We start from the raw sequence: 15,808 nt of genomic DNA, 5'->3' as shown, positions 1-15,808 counted from the left end.
CGGTACCGAGGACATGCCGTGGGTGAACCTGGGCATCTTCGACGTCCGTCACGTGGGCATCACCAAGTAGTCGCACCCGACACCTGCCGGCCCCGGTGGAGGGTTCCAAACGGCAGCATCGAGTTCGACGGCCGTGACTCGGATCCCGATTCACCCACCAGTGCAACGGATTCACCCGCAGCGATGTCGAGCGACACATTCTGGACCTGGATCTGGACCGCATGGCCGCGATGGTCATGGCCTGCAACCCGAGGCTGCTGATCGCAAACGAGCACACCACCGCGCTGGATATCACTGTGCAGGAAGCGATCCTGGACCTGCTGGCGATCTGCCGGAGCGGACCGGGGTTGCGCTACTGTTCGTCCCTCGGCGTGATCGCGGAACTGTGCGAGCGGGTGGTGATTGTGCACCAGGCGAGGTGATCGAGTACGGACGCACCGACGAGGCGTTCTTCGAGCCGGTGAGCTGCCAGTTCCGCGACCGGTGCACCCACGCCCGCGCAGGTTTGTTCGATGCCACGCGTCCCACCCTGACCGACACGACCGCGGGCCGGTCGGCGCGCTGCCTGCGGCTGACGGATCTGCGCTGTCGTCGGGGAATGCGGGGCCGGCACGTCGACAGTCGGTCGGATGGTGCTGCGCGCCTGATCGAACCCGATTCGGGCAACGTCACCTTCGGTGGCGAGGACGTTCGAAGTCGCCTGCCGGTAGGGCTGTCGTGGTGGGCGAGTTTGCTGGATCCGACGATGCTGATGGAGGTGGAGGCGTGGGCTGTAGTACCGCAGCCCGATTGAGTGGTGACGCGTAACTACTCGGCTGGGTCCAAAGATCGCCGCGTCCCGTGCCATTCGATGACGGGTCTTCCCTCGACGAGATGCTCGTCGACGAATCGCTCCACCCGGGTGGCGTGCAACTCGGAGTACCAGGCGTTGTCGGGGTACACCACCGCGACCGGGGCCTGCGAGCACGGGAACAGGCATCCGGTCTGGGTGACGAGTACGTCGTCGTCACCCAGACCGCGGGCCTCGAGCGCACGGTCGAGTGCCTGCGCAGTCTCCGGGCCGCCGCGGGCCGAGCAGCGTGGGCCGCGGCACACCAGAACGTGGCGTGCGAAGCCGGGCACCTCGTCCCAGGCGGGGGAGGTCAGGGGAGCGGTGGTGGTGCGCGCCGGGGCGGTCGGGCCGGAGATCGCGGCGTCGAGCAGGTCGGCGTAGTTCGTGGTGTCGGAGAGCGGATTTGCGATCCGGACGTCGGGAAGCTGTTCACCGGAGTGCTCGCGCAACCAGTGCCCGATGATGCGGCGGAACCACGCGTCGATCTTGCGGTCCAGTACCGTCTGGGCGCTCACCACGACGACCTCGGTCGCGCCGGACGCGGTCGCCTCGTCGAGCGCCACGGTGACCGATGTCCCCGAGCCGCCGAGTACGGCCGTCACGAAGACGGTGTCCGGGTACCGGTCCTGCAACGTGCGCAGCGCGCCGAGCACCTGGTCGCGAGGATCGGCGCCACGGTCGGTGGGTGCGGTGACGATCACCCATCTCGACTGTCGAATCATGTTCATGAGAAAGACCTTTCGGCGGGCACGTCGACGGTGCCGCACAGCACCACCATCGGACGGCCCGTTCGTGGATGAGGTTGTACCAGGGCGTCTAGGCCGTAGACGTCCGCGAGCAGTTCCGCGGTGAGGACCGACTCCGTAGGGCCCTCGGTGACCACCCGGCCGTCGCGCAGCACCACCAGGTGGTCGCAGTACATCGCGGCCAGGTTCAGGTCGTGCATCGCGGCCACCGTGGTGAGCCCGCGGGTGCGGATCAGTTCCAGCAGTTCGAGCGACGCCGAGACGTCGAGGTGGTTGGTGGGTTCGTCGAGCAGCAGCACACAGGGACGCTGCGCGAACGCCCGGGCCAGCTGGGTCTTCTGTTTCTCGCCGCCGGACAGGCTCTGCCACAACCGGTGTCGCAGGTGGGTGATGCCGGCCGTCGCGAGGCAGCCGGTGACCAGTTCGCCCGTGCCGAGTGTGGCGGGTCGGGCCCAGCCGCCGCGGTGCGGGATGGCCCCGAGCTCGACGATCTGTTCCACCGTCAGGTCCAGTTCGGTGGCTGAATGCTGTTCCACCAGTGCGACGGTGCGGGCGAACTCGCGGCGTTGCATCGTGGTCGTCTCGACATCGCCGAGAAGCACCCGTCCGCTGTCCGGACGCTCGAGTCGGGCGATCGTCGACAGCAGCGACGTCTTGCCCGACCCGTTCGGTCCGATCAGCCCGGTGACCCGCTTTTCCGGAGCCGAGCACGTGACGCGGTCGAGGATCCGGGTGCCTGCTACCGACCAGGTGACGTCCTCGACGCTGATCTCGGGGGAGTGGTGGCTCATGCGCGAGCTCCCCGTCGTCGGAGCAGGCACACGAACGCCGGCACCCCGACGACGGCGGTGACGATGCTGATGGGTAGTTCCCGCCCGGGCAGGACGGTGCGGGCGACGATGTCGGCCCACACCAGCTGCAGTGCGCCGAGCAACACCACCACCGGGAGCAGGCGCGCATGCAGCGGGCCGACGAGCATCCGGGCGGCGTGCGGCACCACGAGTCCGACGAAGCCGATGACACCGGCCTGCGCGACCAGTGCCGCCGTGCACAGCGACGCCACCGCGTACAGCACCCACCGGGACCGCTCGACGTTGGTGCCGAGGCTCGCGGCGGCACGCTCGCCGAACGCGAACGAGTCCAGCACCCGGCTGTAGGCCAGGACGATCGTCAACGTCAACGCGACGACGATGAGGATGCCGATCAGGCCCGACCAGCGCACGCCGGCCACCGAGCCGAGGGTCCAGTTCAGCACCCGATGGGCGGCGTCGCGGTCGCCGAACAGCACCAGCGCAGACGTCAGCGCCGCGGTCAGCTGGCCCACCGCGATTCCGGCGAGGACGAGCCGGCCGGGCAGCAACGCCCCGGACCGTGAGGTCGCGATGAGGAACACCAGCAGCAGGCTGCCGAGGGCCCCGAGGAACGCAGCCGACGAGACGGCGCCGAAACCGAAGGCACCCACCGCGGTCACGCCGCTGGTCAAGGCCAGCACCGCCCCCAACGATGCGCCCCCGGACATGCCGAGCAGGTACGGGTCGGCCAGTTGGTTGCCGGTCAGCGACTGCAGCACGGCGCCGCACACGGCCAGGCCCGCGCCGGTCGCCGCGGCCGCCAGCACCCGCGGCATCCGCAGGTCGACAACGATGTGGGTGGTGAGCAGGTCGGTCCCCGGGCCGATGCCGAGTCGTCCGGCGATCGCCTCGACGACCGTGCCGATCGACAGGTCGGCCGCACCGATCGCGACCCCGGCCGCGCAGCTCACCACGAGCAACGCGACCAGGACGACCGCCCAGCCGGTGCTGGTCGTCGCGGCCGCCCGGGCCGGCACCCGGGTCGTCAGACTCATGCCCCGCTGCCGCCCAGTTGCTCGGCGACCAGGCTCGCGCCCTCGATGGTGCGGGGACCGGGCGTACTCGCCGAGAACGGGACCACGACGAACGCGTCGTCGCGCACCGCCTTCAGGTCCTTCAGCGCCGGATCGTTGCGGAGATAGGTCTTCTTCTCCTCGGCGGTGTCCCATGACGCGTCCGCGAGGACGATGATGTCGGGGTTCGCCGCCAGCACCGTCTCCCAGCTGCCGTCGAGCCACGCGCCGTCGGCGTTCGCGAAGACGTTGGTCCCGCCGACCGCATCGATGATCAACTGTGGTCCGCCGGCGTTGCCGCCGACATACGGGGTGTCGGTGTTGCTGTCGTACCAGAAGATCGTCTTGCCCTTCGCCGGCGCGGCGGACTCGATGCCGGCGAGGGTGGTCCGCATCTGCGCGATGACGGCGTCGGACTCGGTCTCGCGGCCGAACAGGGTGCCGTAGTCGGTGATCTCGGTGGCGATGGAATCCCACGCGACCGGCGGGCGCGTCGACTTGTCCTTGCAGCCGAACGGTGAGACGTACGTGGCGATGCCCAGTTCGTCGAACGACTCGTGCGAGCCGACGGCCTTGTCGTCGAACGCGCTCGAGTACGACGCCAGCACCAGGTCCGGCTTGGTCTCGAGCAGCGCCTCGCGGCTGGGGTAGTCCTTCTCGTCCAGCGCCGGCACCTGCGCGTACGCGGCCTGCCACTGAGGGGCGATGGTGTCGTCGAGGTACGCGGTGCCGACCATCTGGCCCTCGGCACCGATCGACAGCGCCGATTCGGTGGCGCCCTGGTTGAGGGTGACGGCCCGCTCGGCCGGACCGTCGAGCGTGACGGTGCGCCCGCAGTTCTGCAGGGAGATCGCGGCGGCGTCGGCGTCGTCGTTCGACGACCCGCCGCACGCGGTGAGGGTGAGAGCGGTGGCGATCGACACCGCTGCCGTGGAGATGACTCGGCGAGAGATAGGGGTACGCAAAGCGACCCGCCTTCCATGACTCGTGGAAAACGTGCAGTTATGCGTCACGGCCGGTCTCCTGGCTCGGCAGGGATAGCCGCCGACTACGCCTTCCCGGATGCATGTGCACCCAGTGGCTGGGGTCGAACCCCTAGTAGTCGACGTACCTGCCCACAGTGGCGAGTACCGCGCCGGCTTCAACCGGACTTCCCGAACACCGTGACAACATCGTGAAGAATAGACGACGGGTCAGAGGGCGCTGTCCGCCTTGTCGGTCTTCTCAGCCCGCGGCATCAGCGCCGACGACACCGTCATCACGACGGCGATGCAGAACAGTCCGAGGAACACCAGGTGGATCGCGTCGGCAAGATCACCGGGATCCGGTTCGGCGGCCTCGCCGACCCGTGAGTTCACCAGCGCACCGAACACCGCGACACCCACGGCGCTGCCGATCGAGCGCGCGAACATGTTGGTCGAGGTCACCACGCCGCGCTCGGACCAGTCGACGCTGGACTGCGCCGCGATCAGCGTAGGGGTGGCGATCAGGCCCATGCCGGAGCCGATGACGAAGCATGTCGCGCCCACCTGCCACACCGGCGAGCCGTCCGAGAGCAGCAGTAACAGTGCGGTGCCGACGAGCGCGAGGGCACTGCCGATCAGCGCGGTCGTGCGGAATCCGACGCGCAGGTACAACCGTCCGGCCTGGGACGCGGCGATGGGCCAGCCGATGGTGAGCACCGCCAGTGCGAAGCCCGCGACGAGCGCGCCGGTGCCGAGCACGCCCTGCACGAACGTCGGCACGTACGACGTGAGCCCCATCAGGATCGCGCCCACCGACAGCGACACCAGACTGCTCGCGACCAGCACCCGGCGGGTCAGCATGTGCAGCGGCAGGATCGGATCGGCGACGCGGCGTTCGACGAGGACGAATCCGGCGAGCATCGACGCACCGACGACGAAGACGCCGATGCCCATCGGGGACAGCCACTCCCACGACTGGCCGCCCTCGAGCAGTCCGAGGATCATCAGCGCCGCGCCGCCGGTGAGCAGGATCGCGCCGGGATAGTCGATGCGCCGCCGCTGCACCGTGGTCGTCTCGACGAACTTGCGGTGCAGCATCCACGCTGCGAGCGCGCACAGCGGCAGGTTGACCAGGAAGATCCACCGCCATGACAGGTACTCGGAGAACACGCCGCCCAGTGTCGGGCCCAGCACCGCGGACGCGCCCCACACACTCGCGATGTAGCCCTGCACCTTGGCGCGTTCGGCGACGGTGTAGATGTCGCCCGCGATGGTGAGCGCCATCGGTTGGATCGCGCCGGCGCCGAGACCTTGGAGCGCCCGGAAGACGATCAGCGCGGGCATGCTCCACGCGACGCCGCACAGCAGCGAACCGACCGCGAAGAGCGCGATGCCCAGCATCATGATCGGCTTGCGGCCGAAGACGTCGGACAGCTTGCCGTAGATGGGCACCGAGACCGCCTGCGCCAACAGATACACCGAGAACAGCCACGGGAACTGCGAGAAGCCCCCGAGATCGCCGACGATCGTGAGCACCGCGGTCGCGATGATCGTGCTGTCGAGCGCGACGAGGGACGTGCTGAGCATCAGCGACAACAGAATCGGGCCCCGTTCCGAGCGCAGCCCCACCGATGTAGTCGCGGTGTCGATCGCCATGCACCCACCCACCATTCCTCGTGAAGTCCGAAACAAGGCTAACGACTACCGCCGACTCCCGCGTTTTGCGCACAAGTGCGCGAATCGCGGGGGAAGATGCGAATGGGGCGCCCACGTGCGGTGGGATGCGCCGATTCGCGGGACCGATAGGGTATGCAACGTGCGTCCTTCACTCGATTCCTACACCCATCTGGCCGGCGGCAAGGTCCGCGATCTGTACACGATCGACGACGAGCACCTGCTGCTGGTCGCGAGTGACCGGATCTCGGCCTACGACCATGTGCTGACCACGCCGATCCCCGACAAGGGGCGCGTGCTCACCGCGATGAGCGTCTTCTTCTTCGAGAAGCTGGGCGGCACCAACCACCTGGCGGGCGATCCGTTGGACGAGCGCATCCCCGAGGAGGTCCTCGGGCGCGCCCTCGTGGTCCGCAAGCTGAACATGCTGCCCGTCGAGTGCGTGGCCCGCGGCTACCTCACCGGCTCGGGCCTGGCGGACTACAACAGCACCGGTGCGGTGTGCGGCGTCGCGCTGCCCGAGGGGCTGGTCGAGGCGAGCCAGCTGCCCGAGCCGATCTTCACCCCGGCCAGCAAGGCCGATCTCGGCGACCACGACGAGAACATCGACTTCCAGGCCGTCGTCGACAAGGTCGGTCAGGACCTCGCGGTGAAGCTGCGCGACGACACCCTCGACATCTACTTCCGTGCCGCCAGCTTCGCGCGGGACCGCGGCATCATTCTCGCCGACACCAAGTTCGAATTCGGCCTCGACGCCGACGGCAACCTGGTGCTCGCCGACGAGGTGCTGACGCCGGACTCGTCGCGGTACTGGCCGGCCGACGGGTACGAGCCGGGCAAGGTGCAGCCCAGCTTCGACAAGCAGTTCGTGCGCAACTGGCTCACCAGTCCCGCGTCGGGCTGGGACCGCGCCTCTGACACCCCGCCCCCGCCGCTGCCGCAGGACATCGTGGACGCGACCCGCGCCCGCTACATCGAGGCGTACGAGCGCATCTCGGGTCTGTCGTTCGAGGATTGGGTGGGCTGAGATGACCGTGCCCTCGATGCCGACTCCGCCTCCGGTCGCCAAGCGGGTGCCCCTCGAACGGACCCATCACGGGGACACGTTCGTGGACCACTACGAGTGGCTGCGGGCAAAGGAGGACCCGGAGGTCATCGAGTACCTCGAGGCGGAGAACGCGTACACCGCGCGGCAGCTCGAGCATCTGGAGCCGTTGCGCGAGAAGGTGTTCCAGGAGATCAAGTCGCGGACGCAGGAGACCGACATGTCGGTCCCGACGCGGCTGGGCGACTGGTGGTACTACGCGCGGACCGCCGAGGGCAAGCAGTACGGCGTCAACTGCCGGTGCCCCATCTCCGGACCGGACGACTGGACGCCGCCTGAGCTGTCGGCCGACACCGCGATGCCGGGCGAGCAGGTGCTGCTCGACGGCAACGTCGAGGCGGAGGGCCACGAGTTCTTCTCCGTCGGCGCGTTCTCGGTGAGCCACGACGGCACGCTGCTGGCCTACTCGGTCGACGTCATCGGCGACGAACGCTACACATTGCGGTTCAAGAATCTCGAGACCGGCGAACTGCTCGCCGACGAGATCCCGAACACCGCACCCGGCGCGACGTGGGCCATCGACCACCAGCACATCTTCTACCTGACGGTCGACGAGTCGTGGCGGCCCGACACCGTGTGGCGGCACAGGCTCGGCACCACACAGGACCAGGACGTGCAGGTCTTCCACGAACCGGACGAGCGGTACTGGGTGGCGGTCGGGTCCACGCGCAGCGAGAAGTACCTGATGATCTGGCTCGGGTCCAAGGTGACCACCGAGGGCTGGATCCTCGAGTCGGCGAACCCCGAGGGCGAGTTCCGGGTGATCCTGCCGCGTCGCGAGGGCGTCGAGTACTCCGCCGAGCACGCCGTGGTCGCGGGCGAGGACCGCTTCCTGATCCTGCACAACGACGTCGTCGACGGCGAGAAGGCCGAGAACTTCGTGCTGGCGCAGGCCCCGGTTTCGGATCCCGGTGCGATGGAGATCCTGGTCCCGCACCGTCACGACGTCCGGCTCGAGGACATCGACACGTTCGCCGACCACCTGGTGCTCAGCTACCGCCGGGACGTGCTCACCCGGCTGGCGATCTGGCCGCTCACGCCCGAGGGCTACGGCGAGCTGACGGAGATGGAGTTCGACGAGGAACTGTTCTCGGTCGGCCTCGGGTCCAACCCGGAGTGGGATCAGCCGACGCTGCGCCTGGGGTACACGTCGTTCATCACGCCGTCCCGCGTGTACGACTACGAATTGGCAACCGGCGCACTGCTGTTGCGCAAGTCGCAGCCCGTGCTCGGCGGGTTCGATCCCGCCGACTACGAGCAGCACCGGGAGTGGGCCGTCGCCGACGACGGCACCCGTATCCCGCTGTCGATCGTGCGGCGCAAGGGAATCGGTGGCGACCCGGCCCCGACGCTGTTGTACGGGTACGGCTCGTACGAGGCCAGCATGGACCCGGCGTTCTCGGTCGCGCGGCTGTCGCTGCTCGACCGCGGCATGGTGTTCGCGGTCGCGCACGTGCGTGGCGGCGGCGAGATGGGCCGGCACTGGTACGAGAACGGCAAGACGCTCACCAAGAAGAACACCTTCACCGATTTCGTGGCGTGCGCACGACATCTCGTCGACGAGGGGCGGACGACGCCGGCACAGTTGGTCGCCGACGGCGGCAGCGCGGGCGGCCTGCTGATGGGCGCGGTCGCGAATCTCGCGCCCGAGTTGTTCGCGGGCATCCTCGCGAACGTGCCGTTCGTGGATCCCCTCACCTCGATCCTCGATCCGGACCTGCCGCTGACGGTGATCGAGTGGGACGAGTGGGGCAACCCGCTCGAGGATCCGCAGGTGTACGAGTACATGCGGTCCTACAGCCCGTACGAGAACGTCGAGGCCAAGGACTATCCGGCGATCCTCGCGATCACGAGCATCAACGACACCCGCGTGCTGTACGTCGAGCCCGCGAAATGGGTTGCCGCGCTGCGTGCGACGAAGACCGGTGACGCGCCGCTGCTGCTCAAGACCGAGATGAGTGCCGGCCACGGCGGCGTCAGCGGGCGGTACGAGAAGTGGAAGGAAGTCGCGTTCGAGTACGCGTGGGTGCTCGACACCGCGGGCGCTGTCTGATCAGCCGCCACGTACTTCGCTGGGGGTGGACCCGAACTCGCGCCGGAAAGCACGCGTGAAGTGCGCCTGCGAGGAGAACCCCCAGCGTGCGGCGACATCGGCGATGCGGCGGTCCGACGCGGCAGGACCGGTGAGTTCCTTGCGGGCGCCGTCGAGGCGCTCCCGGTGGATGAACTGGGTGACCGTGATGTCGTCAGCCGCGAAGGCTCGGTTCAGATGTCTTGCCGAGACACCGATCTCGCGGGCGACGGACTCCACCGTCAGGCCGGGTTCGGTGAGGCAGGCCATGATGTACGTGGTCGCCGTTCGCCGTAACGCGGCCCCGGTCGATTCGCGACCGGTCAGCAGCGTCAGAGCGGCCGTGAGCAGATCGTCGCGGCGCTGATCGTCGGAGTCACCGTCGTCGATGAGAGACCGGACGAGTCCGCCGAGCGCCCGTACCCGGGTGCCGGTCACGCCGGTTGTGGGGGACACGACGTACGGCAGGTCCTGGACCCCGGCGGGCCGGATGTCGCGGACCGCGTCACGGGGAATGTCGAGCAGGAACTGGCGCATCCGCGTCTCGAAGCCGAACAGGTACGGCTGGGAGGTGTCGTAGACGACCATGTCGCCCGCGTTCAGCCGGAGGCATCCGTTCGCGTGGTAGAAGAAGGCCGAACCGGTCACCAGTTGGGTGATGAAGACCGAGTCCTTCGGAATGGCCGCGACATGGTGACGGGAACGGTCGATGACGTGGGGGTTCCCGGAGATGTCGGCGAGCCGCAGGCCACCCAGATCCATGTTGAGCTGGCGGGCTTCGAGGCCGTCGTCGTGGTAGGTCGAACACCGCAGGCCCACCAGTTCCTGCGCGTTGTATTCCTCCCAGAACGCTACGCGGTCGTGGGTGTCTATCCCGTCGGTCGAGACCGTGCTGATCCTGGTGGTCATGGATGAGAGCGCCTCCACTCCTCTGCAGGCCTGGCGGCACCGTGTACGCGGGATGAGACGTGGGCCACATTCGCCGCAGCAGTATGCAATGGGTGCTCTGCGATCGTCAACGTGAGGCGCCAGTGTCCGAAAGTGGTCGTAGGTGTGTCCTGTCGGTGAAAGACGTCGCCGGGGTCGGCGTCGTCTACTCGTTGTGCCGGTGAACCGTCCTGTCCGACGGCGCCGCACCGACGCACCCGAAAGAAGGAGAGTTCCATGCCCGACGCCGCCACCAACGAATTCTGGGCCGACCTGAAGCCGATCGTGAACTCGATGAAGCCGGACGCCCAGCCCGAGATCTTCCACCAGTTCGCGCCGATCGACGACGAGCGCTACTACGCACCGATGAGCGCGACCGTGTTCTCCCGCCCGCTGTGGATCTCGCCGGCCACCAACCGCTGGGCCGACATCCTGTGGGCGAAGTCCGCGGGCCTGGTCAACCGCCACTACCACCCGCACGAGGTCTTCGCGTACACCATCTCCGGCAAGTGGGGTTACCTCGAACAGCCGTGGACCGCGGCCGCGGGGTCGTTCGTCTACGAGACCCCGGGCGAGGGGCACACGCTGGTGGCCTACGAGCACGAGGACCAGATGCGGGCCTTCTTCGTGGTGACCGGCCCGCTCGTCTGGCTCGACGAGGACGGAAACAGCACCGGTCACTTCGACGTCCACGACTACCTGGCGCTGTGCCGCGAGCACTACGACAAGAGTGGAATCGGCGCCGACTACGTCGATTCGCTCATCCGCTGACGGTGAGGAGATCGAAGCCATGACCGTCACCGGCGCGCGCAGCGCCCCCGGGCGCCCGGCGTACACACCGCCGCCTCGTGGGGGACGCTACGAAAATGTTCTTCTCGCAGTACTTTTCGCCACATTCGGATTCGTGTTCTTCGACCGACTGGCCCTGAACTACCTCAGTCCGTTCTTCAAGGACGAACTGGGCCTGGACAACTCCGACATCGGACTCCTCGGCGGGATCCCGGCACTGACCTGGGCGATCGCCGGACTGTCGATGGGCTACCTCTCGGACCGGAAGGATCGACGCAAGTCACTGTTGATCGGCGCGATCATCGTGTTCACGGTGTTCTCGGCGCTCTCCGGTCTGGTCGGCGGACTCGCCAGCCTCTTGTTGCTACGGGCGATCATGGGCGGCGCGGAGGGCGCGGTACTCCCGCTGGCACAACCGATGATGATCTACTCGTCGAGTCCGCGTCGGCGTGGCCTGAACATGGGCCTGGTCCAGGGATCCTCGGCCGGTCTACTCGGCGGTATCGTCGGTCCCGTCGTCACCGTCCACCTGGCGGAGGCGTTCGGCTGGCGCGCAGCCTTCCTCGTCACCGTGGTGCCCGGGTTGATCCTCGCGGTCCTGGTGCTGAAGTTCGTCCGCGATCTCCGCCTTCAGGATCCGGCGACGCTTGCTCAGGACGGCGCCGACGGGGGCATCGAAGTCTCACCCGAGCACGCCGCGATGCGCCTCTCCGATGCCCTGCGCACTCGGAACGTGTTGGTGTGTTTGGTGATCGCGATCTTCTACCTCACGTGGTTCACGACGACCCAGACATTCGCGCCGCTCTACCTGAGCGAGGTCAAAGGATTCGACGGCGGACAACTGAGCTTCGCGTTGACCGGTATCGGGATCGCGTGGGTGGTCTGGGGTGCGCTCGTACCCGGTATCTCGGATCGGATCGGTCGCAAGCCCGCCATGATCGGATTCACGTCACTGGCGGTCCTGGCGCCGCTCGCGGTGATCGGCATCGATTCACCGGTTCTGTTGTTCCTGGCCCTTGCCGTGACCTATACGGGCCTCGGGTGCTTCACGCTGCTGATGGCGACGATCCCCGCCGAGACGGTGCCGAGGCATCTCGTTGCGACCTGCCTGGGACTGATCATGGGCGTCGGCGAGGTGGTCGGTGGATTCGTGGCCCCGTGGCTGGCGGGACTGCTGTCGGACTCGTTCGGCCTGCAGGTGAGCATGTTCATCTCGTCGGGCGCCGCGCTCGTCGTGGTCCTGCTCGCCTTCGGATTGAAGGAAACCGCCCCGGCCCGAGTGGGGGCGACCGCATGAGCGTCACCGCACGGGCGGTCCGCTGGCACGGAGCGGGAGACCTTCGACTCGACGAGGTCGCTGTCGCCGCTCCCGGACCCGGCGAGGTGCTGCTGCGCTGCGCGTATTGCGGAGCCTGCGGCAGCGACCTGCACGAGATCCACGACGGTCCGCACGCGATCCCGGACGCGATTCCGCACGCGCTGTCCGGAACGGTCGCGCCGCTCGTGCTCGGGCACGAGTTCTCGGGCACCGTGGTCGCGGTCGGAGCGGGCGTCGCCGGGATCGAGATCGGTGACCCGGTGGCCGTCGAACCGAACTATCGCTGCGGTGAGTGCGCCGCGTGCCGGGACGGCCGCTACCATACGTGCCGGCACTTCGGCTTCGCCGGACTGATGGGCAACGGCGGGATGGCCCAGTACGCAACTGTTCCCGCCTACATGGTGCACGTCCTACCGGCCGGATTCGATCTGGCCCAGGCGGCGGTGCTGGAACCGGCGGCGGTGGCACTGCACGCCGTGCGCCGGTCCGGGCTGCAGGCCGGCGACACGGCCGCAGTGATCGGGCTCGGACCGGTGGGGCTGCTGGTGTGCACCCTGCTGAGGCAGCGCGGCGTCGAATGTCTCGTCGGCGTGGACCCGGTCCCGGCTCGACGCGAACTGGCGTCGACGCTCGGTGTCACCACGGTGGTCGATCCACGGGCGGTTCCCGATGTGCCCGCCGCGATCCGGCAGACCGTCGGGAGCGAGGGTGCCGACATCGCGTTCGAGGTGGTCGGCGTGCAGCCGACGTTCGCTGCGGCCATCGGGTCCGTCCGGAGCGGTGGAACGGTGGTCCTCCTCGGGCTTGCCGGCGAACTGCACTTCGACGCTTTCGATTTCGTCAACCGCGAACTCGCCGTCGTCGCAAGTGTCGGATACAACGACTGTCACCGCGAGCTGATCGACCTCGTCGATGCCGGTCTGCTCGATCTCTCACCCTTCACCACCGACGTCGTGGCGTTGCACGACGCGCCGGCGGTGCTGTCGGCGATGGCTTCCGGCGCCGCGCGCGGCGTGAAAACCCTCGTCCACTGCGACGGAGGCGCTCGATGACCACGCGCGCATCCGCTGCCGCCGGCCGGGGCGTCGTCCGGCCGGACCGGTTCACCGGCAAGAACGTCCTCGGCACCGGTGGTATCTCTGGACGGTGGCCACTCCAGCGTCTGACTCGGTGTCACACCGGGACAGGCATGGCCAGTGTGGACAGCAGGTGCGCGGTCGGTGACACCACGGCGCAGCGCGCCGCAGCGTAGTCGAGGGCCTGCCGGTGCTCGGCCGCGGAGAAGTCGGCCAGACCGTCCGCGACGAGGAACATCTCGACGTCCTGCATGAACCCGTCGAGGGCGGTGGTGAGGCAGCCGATGTGCGCGTACACGCCGGTCACGATCAGCTGATCCCGGCCGAGGTCCGACAGCCGCTGCCGCAGATCGGTTTTCGCGAAGGCGCTGTAGCGCCACTTGGTGAGGAGCACGTCCTCCGGTTCGGGGGCCAGCTCGGAGATGATCGCCGTCTCGGCGGGATCGGACGACAGGCCCGGGCCCCAGAAGTCGCTCAACAGCGCGCGATGCTCGGGGTCCTGGTCGCCGGGTTGCGCGGTGTACATGATCGGTACACCCGAGGCCCGGCACGCCGTGCGGATCGCATCGACGTTCGCGATCATGGTGCGCGCCGGATCGGCGGTGCGGTCGAACGCGCGGATGAAGTACTCCTGCGCGTCGTGGACCAGCAGGACCGCGCGGTCCGGGTCGATACGCCACGGGGCCCGGTTCTCGGGCAACTCGGTGGGCATCGGGTAGGAGACGGAGCGGGGCAGGGACATGCGTGTCCTAACTGTCGGTGGAGGGCTTTGTGGTGAAAGTCGATTCGAGCGCACGACGCAGATCGGTGCGGCTGACCTTGCCGACGCCGGTGACGGGGAAGTCGTCCACGAACTGGAAGCCGTCGGGGATCTTGTAAGCGGCGAGGCCTCGCTCGCGCAGGAACGTGCGCAGTTCGACGGCGCGCGGCGGTGCGCCCTCGCCGATCACGAACGCGAACGTCCGCTCGCCGAGGTACTCGTCGGGTTTCGAGACGACCGCGACGTCGCGCACCGCGGGGTGGGCCAGTAGGTGGTTCTCGACCTCTTCGGCGGCGACCTTCTCACCGCCCCGGTTGATCTGGTCCTTCGCCCGGCCCTCGACGACGAGGTGCCCGGTCTCGGTGAGCCGCACCCGATCACCGGTGCGGTAGAAGCCGTCGGGCGTGAACGAGGACCGATTGTGTTCCGGCGCAGCGTAGTAGCCGCGGATCGTGTAAGGGCCTCGGGTGAGCAGGTTTCCGACGGTGCCGACCGGAACCGGCCTGTCCTCGTCGTCCACCACCAGGACCTCGTCGTCCGGACTGATCGGCCGGCCCTGCGTGCCGACCACGATCTCCTCGGGGTCGTCCTCACGGGTGTAGTTGACCAGTCCCTCGGCCATCCCGAACACCTGCTGCAGCCCGCAGCCGAGTTCGTCCCGCACCCGGCGGGCGGCCTCGGCGCTGAACTTGGCGCCGCCCACCTGCAGCACCTCGAGGCTGGACAGGTCGAACTTCTCGCGGGCGGGCGACGACATCCACGTCAGCGCCAACGGCGGGACGAGCGACGCGATCGTGATTCGCTCCCGCTCGATCAACTCGAACGACGTCGACGGTGTGGGATCCGGAGCCAGCACCACCCGGCCACCGGCGTGCAGGACGCCGAGGATGCCCGGGGAGCTCATCGGGAAGTTGTGTGCGGCAGGCAGGCTCACCAGCATCCGGGTCTCGGGGGACAGGCCGCAGATCTCGGCAGACGCGCGCACCGAGTACAGGTAGTCGGCGTGGGTGCGGGGGATCAGCTTGGACACCCCGGTCGTGCCACCGGACAGCTGCAGGAACGCGATCGAGTCCGGCGCGGGCGAGAAGGGCCGGGGCCGTTCGGTCGCGGCGCGCAGCTCGGCCAGCGGGGTGAACCCCGGTCCCTCCCCGGCGTCGCCCACGACGACCACCAGCGGCGGCCGCTCGGATCCGTCGACCACCTCCCCGGCCAGGGTCCGGTAGTCGAATCCGGCGTGCCGGTCGGCGATCACGTAGGCGGCGGCATCGGTGAACTCGCAGAAGTAGCCCACCTCCGCCCGGCGGTGCGCGGGCAGTGCGAACACCGGGAGGGCACCGATCGCGAAGACCGCGAACAGCATCTCGACGTACTCCGGCATGTTCGGTACCTGCAGCACCACCCGGTCGCCGGGGCCGATACCGAGGCGCAGCAGCCCGGTGGCGAGGACACCGGTGTTGTCGTTCAGCTCGCGGTAGGTGAGCGTGCGAAGGACGCCGCCCTCACCGGTACCCGTCACCGCGATGTGGTCGGGGTACTGCGCGGCCCGGGCCGACAGGAACTCGGCGAACGTCTCGTCGGTCCAGTAGCCGGCGTCCCGGTACCGCTGCACGAACTCCGGGGGATACGGTTCGACGCGCGCCAGGGGGCTGCGCCGCAGAGCGGTGGTCAACACGCTCTCCTT

The 15,808-nt window shown here is 68.4% G+C and carries 15 protein-coding genes and 1 riboswitch; of the genes, 7 read left to right on the top strand and 8 right to left on the bottom strand.

The genetic code is table 11. The annotated features are described in order from the left end of the window. Positions 1-221: 221 nt before the first annotated feature. Positions 222-422, top strand: a complete 201-nt coding sequence (locus tag AC1RIF_RS04235; protein ID WP_492600096.1) for a P-loop NTPase family protein — start codon at positions 222-224, stop codon at positions 420-422. Further along, the gene (locus AC1RIF_RS04230) at positions 419-793 is read left to right on the top strand and encodes a hypothetical protein (protein WP_492600095.1); all 375 of its coding nucleotides are present in this window, start codon (positions 419-421) and stop codon (positions 791-793) included. The genes AC1RIF_RS04235 and AC1RIF_RS04230 overlap by 4 nt, the downstream gene beginning before the upstream one ends. Positions 794-807: 14 nt before the next feature. Here the strand turns inward: AC1RIF_RS04230 and AC1RIF_RS04225 are convergent, their stop codons facing one another. From AC1RIF_RS04225 to AC1RIF_RS04205, 5 genes are all read right to left on the bottom strand, one after another. Then, positions 808-1,560 (bottom strand): (2Fe-2S) ferredoxin domain-containing protein, encoded by a 753-nt coding sequence (locus AC1RIF_RS04225; protein WP_492600094.1) that lies wholly within the window; start codon positions 1,558-1,560, stop codon positions 808-810. After that, positions 1,557-2,369, bottom strand: coding sequence for an ABC transporter ATP-binding protein (locus AC1RIF_RS04220; protein ID WP_492600093.1), 813 nt, complete (start codon positions 2,367-2,369; stop codon positions 1,557-1,559). The genes AC1RIF_RS04225 and AC1RIF_RS04220 overlap by 4 nt, the downstream gene beginning before the upstream one ends. Continuing rightward, the gene (locus tag AC1RIF_RS04215; RefSeq protein ID WP_492600092.1) at positions 2,366-3,424 is read right to left on the bottom strand and encodes a FecCD family ABC transporter permease; all 1,059 of its coding nucleotides are present in this window, start codon (positions 3,422-3,424) and stop codon (positions 2,366-2,368) included. Before AC1RIF_RS04215 ends, AC1RIF_RS04220 begins: the two co-directional genes overlap by 4 nt. Further along, positions 3,421-4,407 (bottom strand): ABC transporter substrate-binding protein, encoded by a 987-nt coding sequence (locus AC1RIF_RS04210; RefSeq protein WP_492600091.1) that lies wholly within the window; start codon positions 4,405-4,407, stop codon positions 3,421-3,423. The genes AC1RIF_RS04215 and AC1RIF_RS04210 overlap by 4 nt, the downstream gene beginning before the upstream one ends. A 31-nt stretch (positions 4,408-4,438) precedes the next feature. Beyond that, a riboswitch (cobalamin riboswitch) is annotated at positions 4,439-4,623 on the bottom strand. A 12-nt stretch (positions 4,624-4,635) separates the two neighbouring features. Beyond that, positions 4,636-6,063, bottom strand: coding sequence for an MDR family MFS transporter (locus AC1RIF_RS04205; protein ID WP_492600090.1), 1,428 nt, complete (start codon positions 6,061-6,063; stop codon positions 4,636-4,638). Positions 6,064-6,223: 160 nt separating this feature from the next. Between AC1RIF_RS04205 and AC1RIF_RS04200 the strand changes: the two genes are divergently transcribed. Then, positions 6,224-7,108, top strand: coding sequence for a phosphoribosylaminoimidazolesuccinocarboxamide synthase (locus AC1RIF_RS04200; RefSeq protein WP_492600089.1), 885 nt, complete (start codon positions 6,224-6,226; stop codon positions 7,106-7,108). A 16-nt stretch (positions 7,109-7,124) separates the two neighbouring features. Continuing rightward, positions 7,125-9,239, top strand: coding sequence for a S9 family peptidase (locus AC1RIF_RS04195; RefSeq protein ID WP_492600088.1), 2,115 nt, complete (start codon positions 7,125-7,127; stop codon positions 9,237-9,239). Here AC1RIF_RS04195 and AC1RIF_RS04190 read toward each other — a convergent pair whose 3' ends face one another. Next, positions 9,240-10,166, bottom strand: a complete 927-nt coding sequence (locus tag AC1RIF_RS04190) for a helix-turn-helix domain-containing protein (protein WP_492600087.1) — start codon at positions 10,164-10,166, stop codon at positions 9,240-9,242. It abuts the gene before it with no gap. 255 nt (positions 10,167-10,421) lie between these two features. Between AC1RIF_RS04190 and AC1RIF_RS04185 the strand changes: the two genes are divergently transcribed. From AC1RIF_RS04185 to AC1RIF_RS04175, 3 genes are read left to right on the top strand one after another with little or no spacing between them, the layout of a single operon-like run. Next, the gene (locus tag AC1RIF_RS04185) at positions 10,422-10,955 is read left to right on the top strand and encodes a 2,4'-dihydroxyacetophenone dioxygenase family protein (RefSeq protein WP_492600086.1); all 534 of its coding nucleotides are present in this window, start codon (positions 10,422-10,424) and stop codon (positions 10,953-10,955) included. Between the two features lie 19 nt (positions 10,956-10,974). After that, a complete protein-coding gene (locus tag AC1RIF_RS04180) occupies positions 10,975-12,270 on the top strand; it encodes an MFS transporter (RefSeq protein WP_492600085.1) in 1,296 nt (431 codons plus the stop codon). Beyond that, complete coding sequence (locus AC1RIF_RS04175; protein WP_492600084.1) at positions 12,267-13,343, top strand: alcohol dehydrogenase catalytic domain-containing protein; 1,077 nt, start codon at positions 12,267-12,269, stop codon at positions 13,341-13,343. The genes AC1RIF_RS04180 and AC1RIF_RS04175 overlap by 4 nt, the downstream gene beginning before the upstream one ends. Positions 13,344-13,464: 121 nt before the next feature. Here AC1RIF_RS04175 and AC1RIF_RS04170 read toward each other — a convergent pair whose 3' ends face one another. Both AC1RIF_RS04170 and AC1RIF_RS04165 read right to left on the bottom strand, forming a co-directional pair. Then, entirely contained in the window at positions 13,465-14,109 is a 645-nt protein-coding gene (locus AC1RIF_RS04170; RefSeq protein ID WP_492600083.1) for an isochorismatase family protein, read from the bottom strand. Positions 14,110-14,116: 7 nt separating this feature from the next. After that, entirely contained in the window at positions 14,117-15,796 is a 1,680-nt protein-coding gene (locus AC1RIF_RS04165) for a (2,3-dihydroxybenzoyl)adenylate synthase (RefSeq protein WP_492600082.1), read from the bottom strand. Positions 15,797-15,808 lie beyond the last annotated feature (12 nt).

The organism is Prescottella sp. GW823-FHT02E09, from assembly GCF_058797375.1.
Note: the sequence above shows the minus strand (reverse complement) of the source record. Positions and strands in the feature narration are given on the sequence as shown.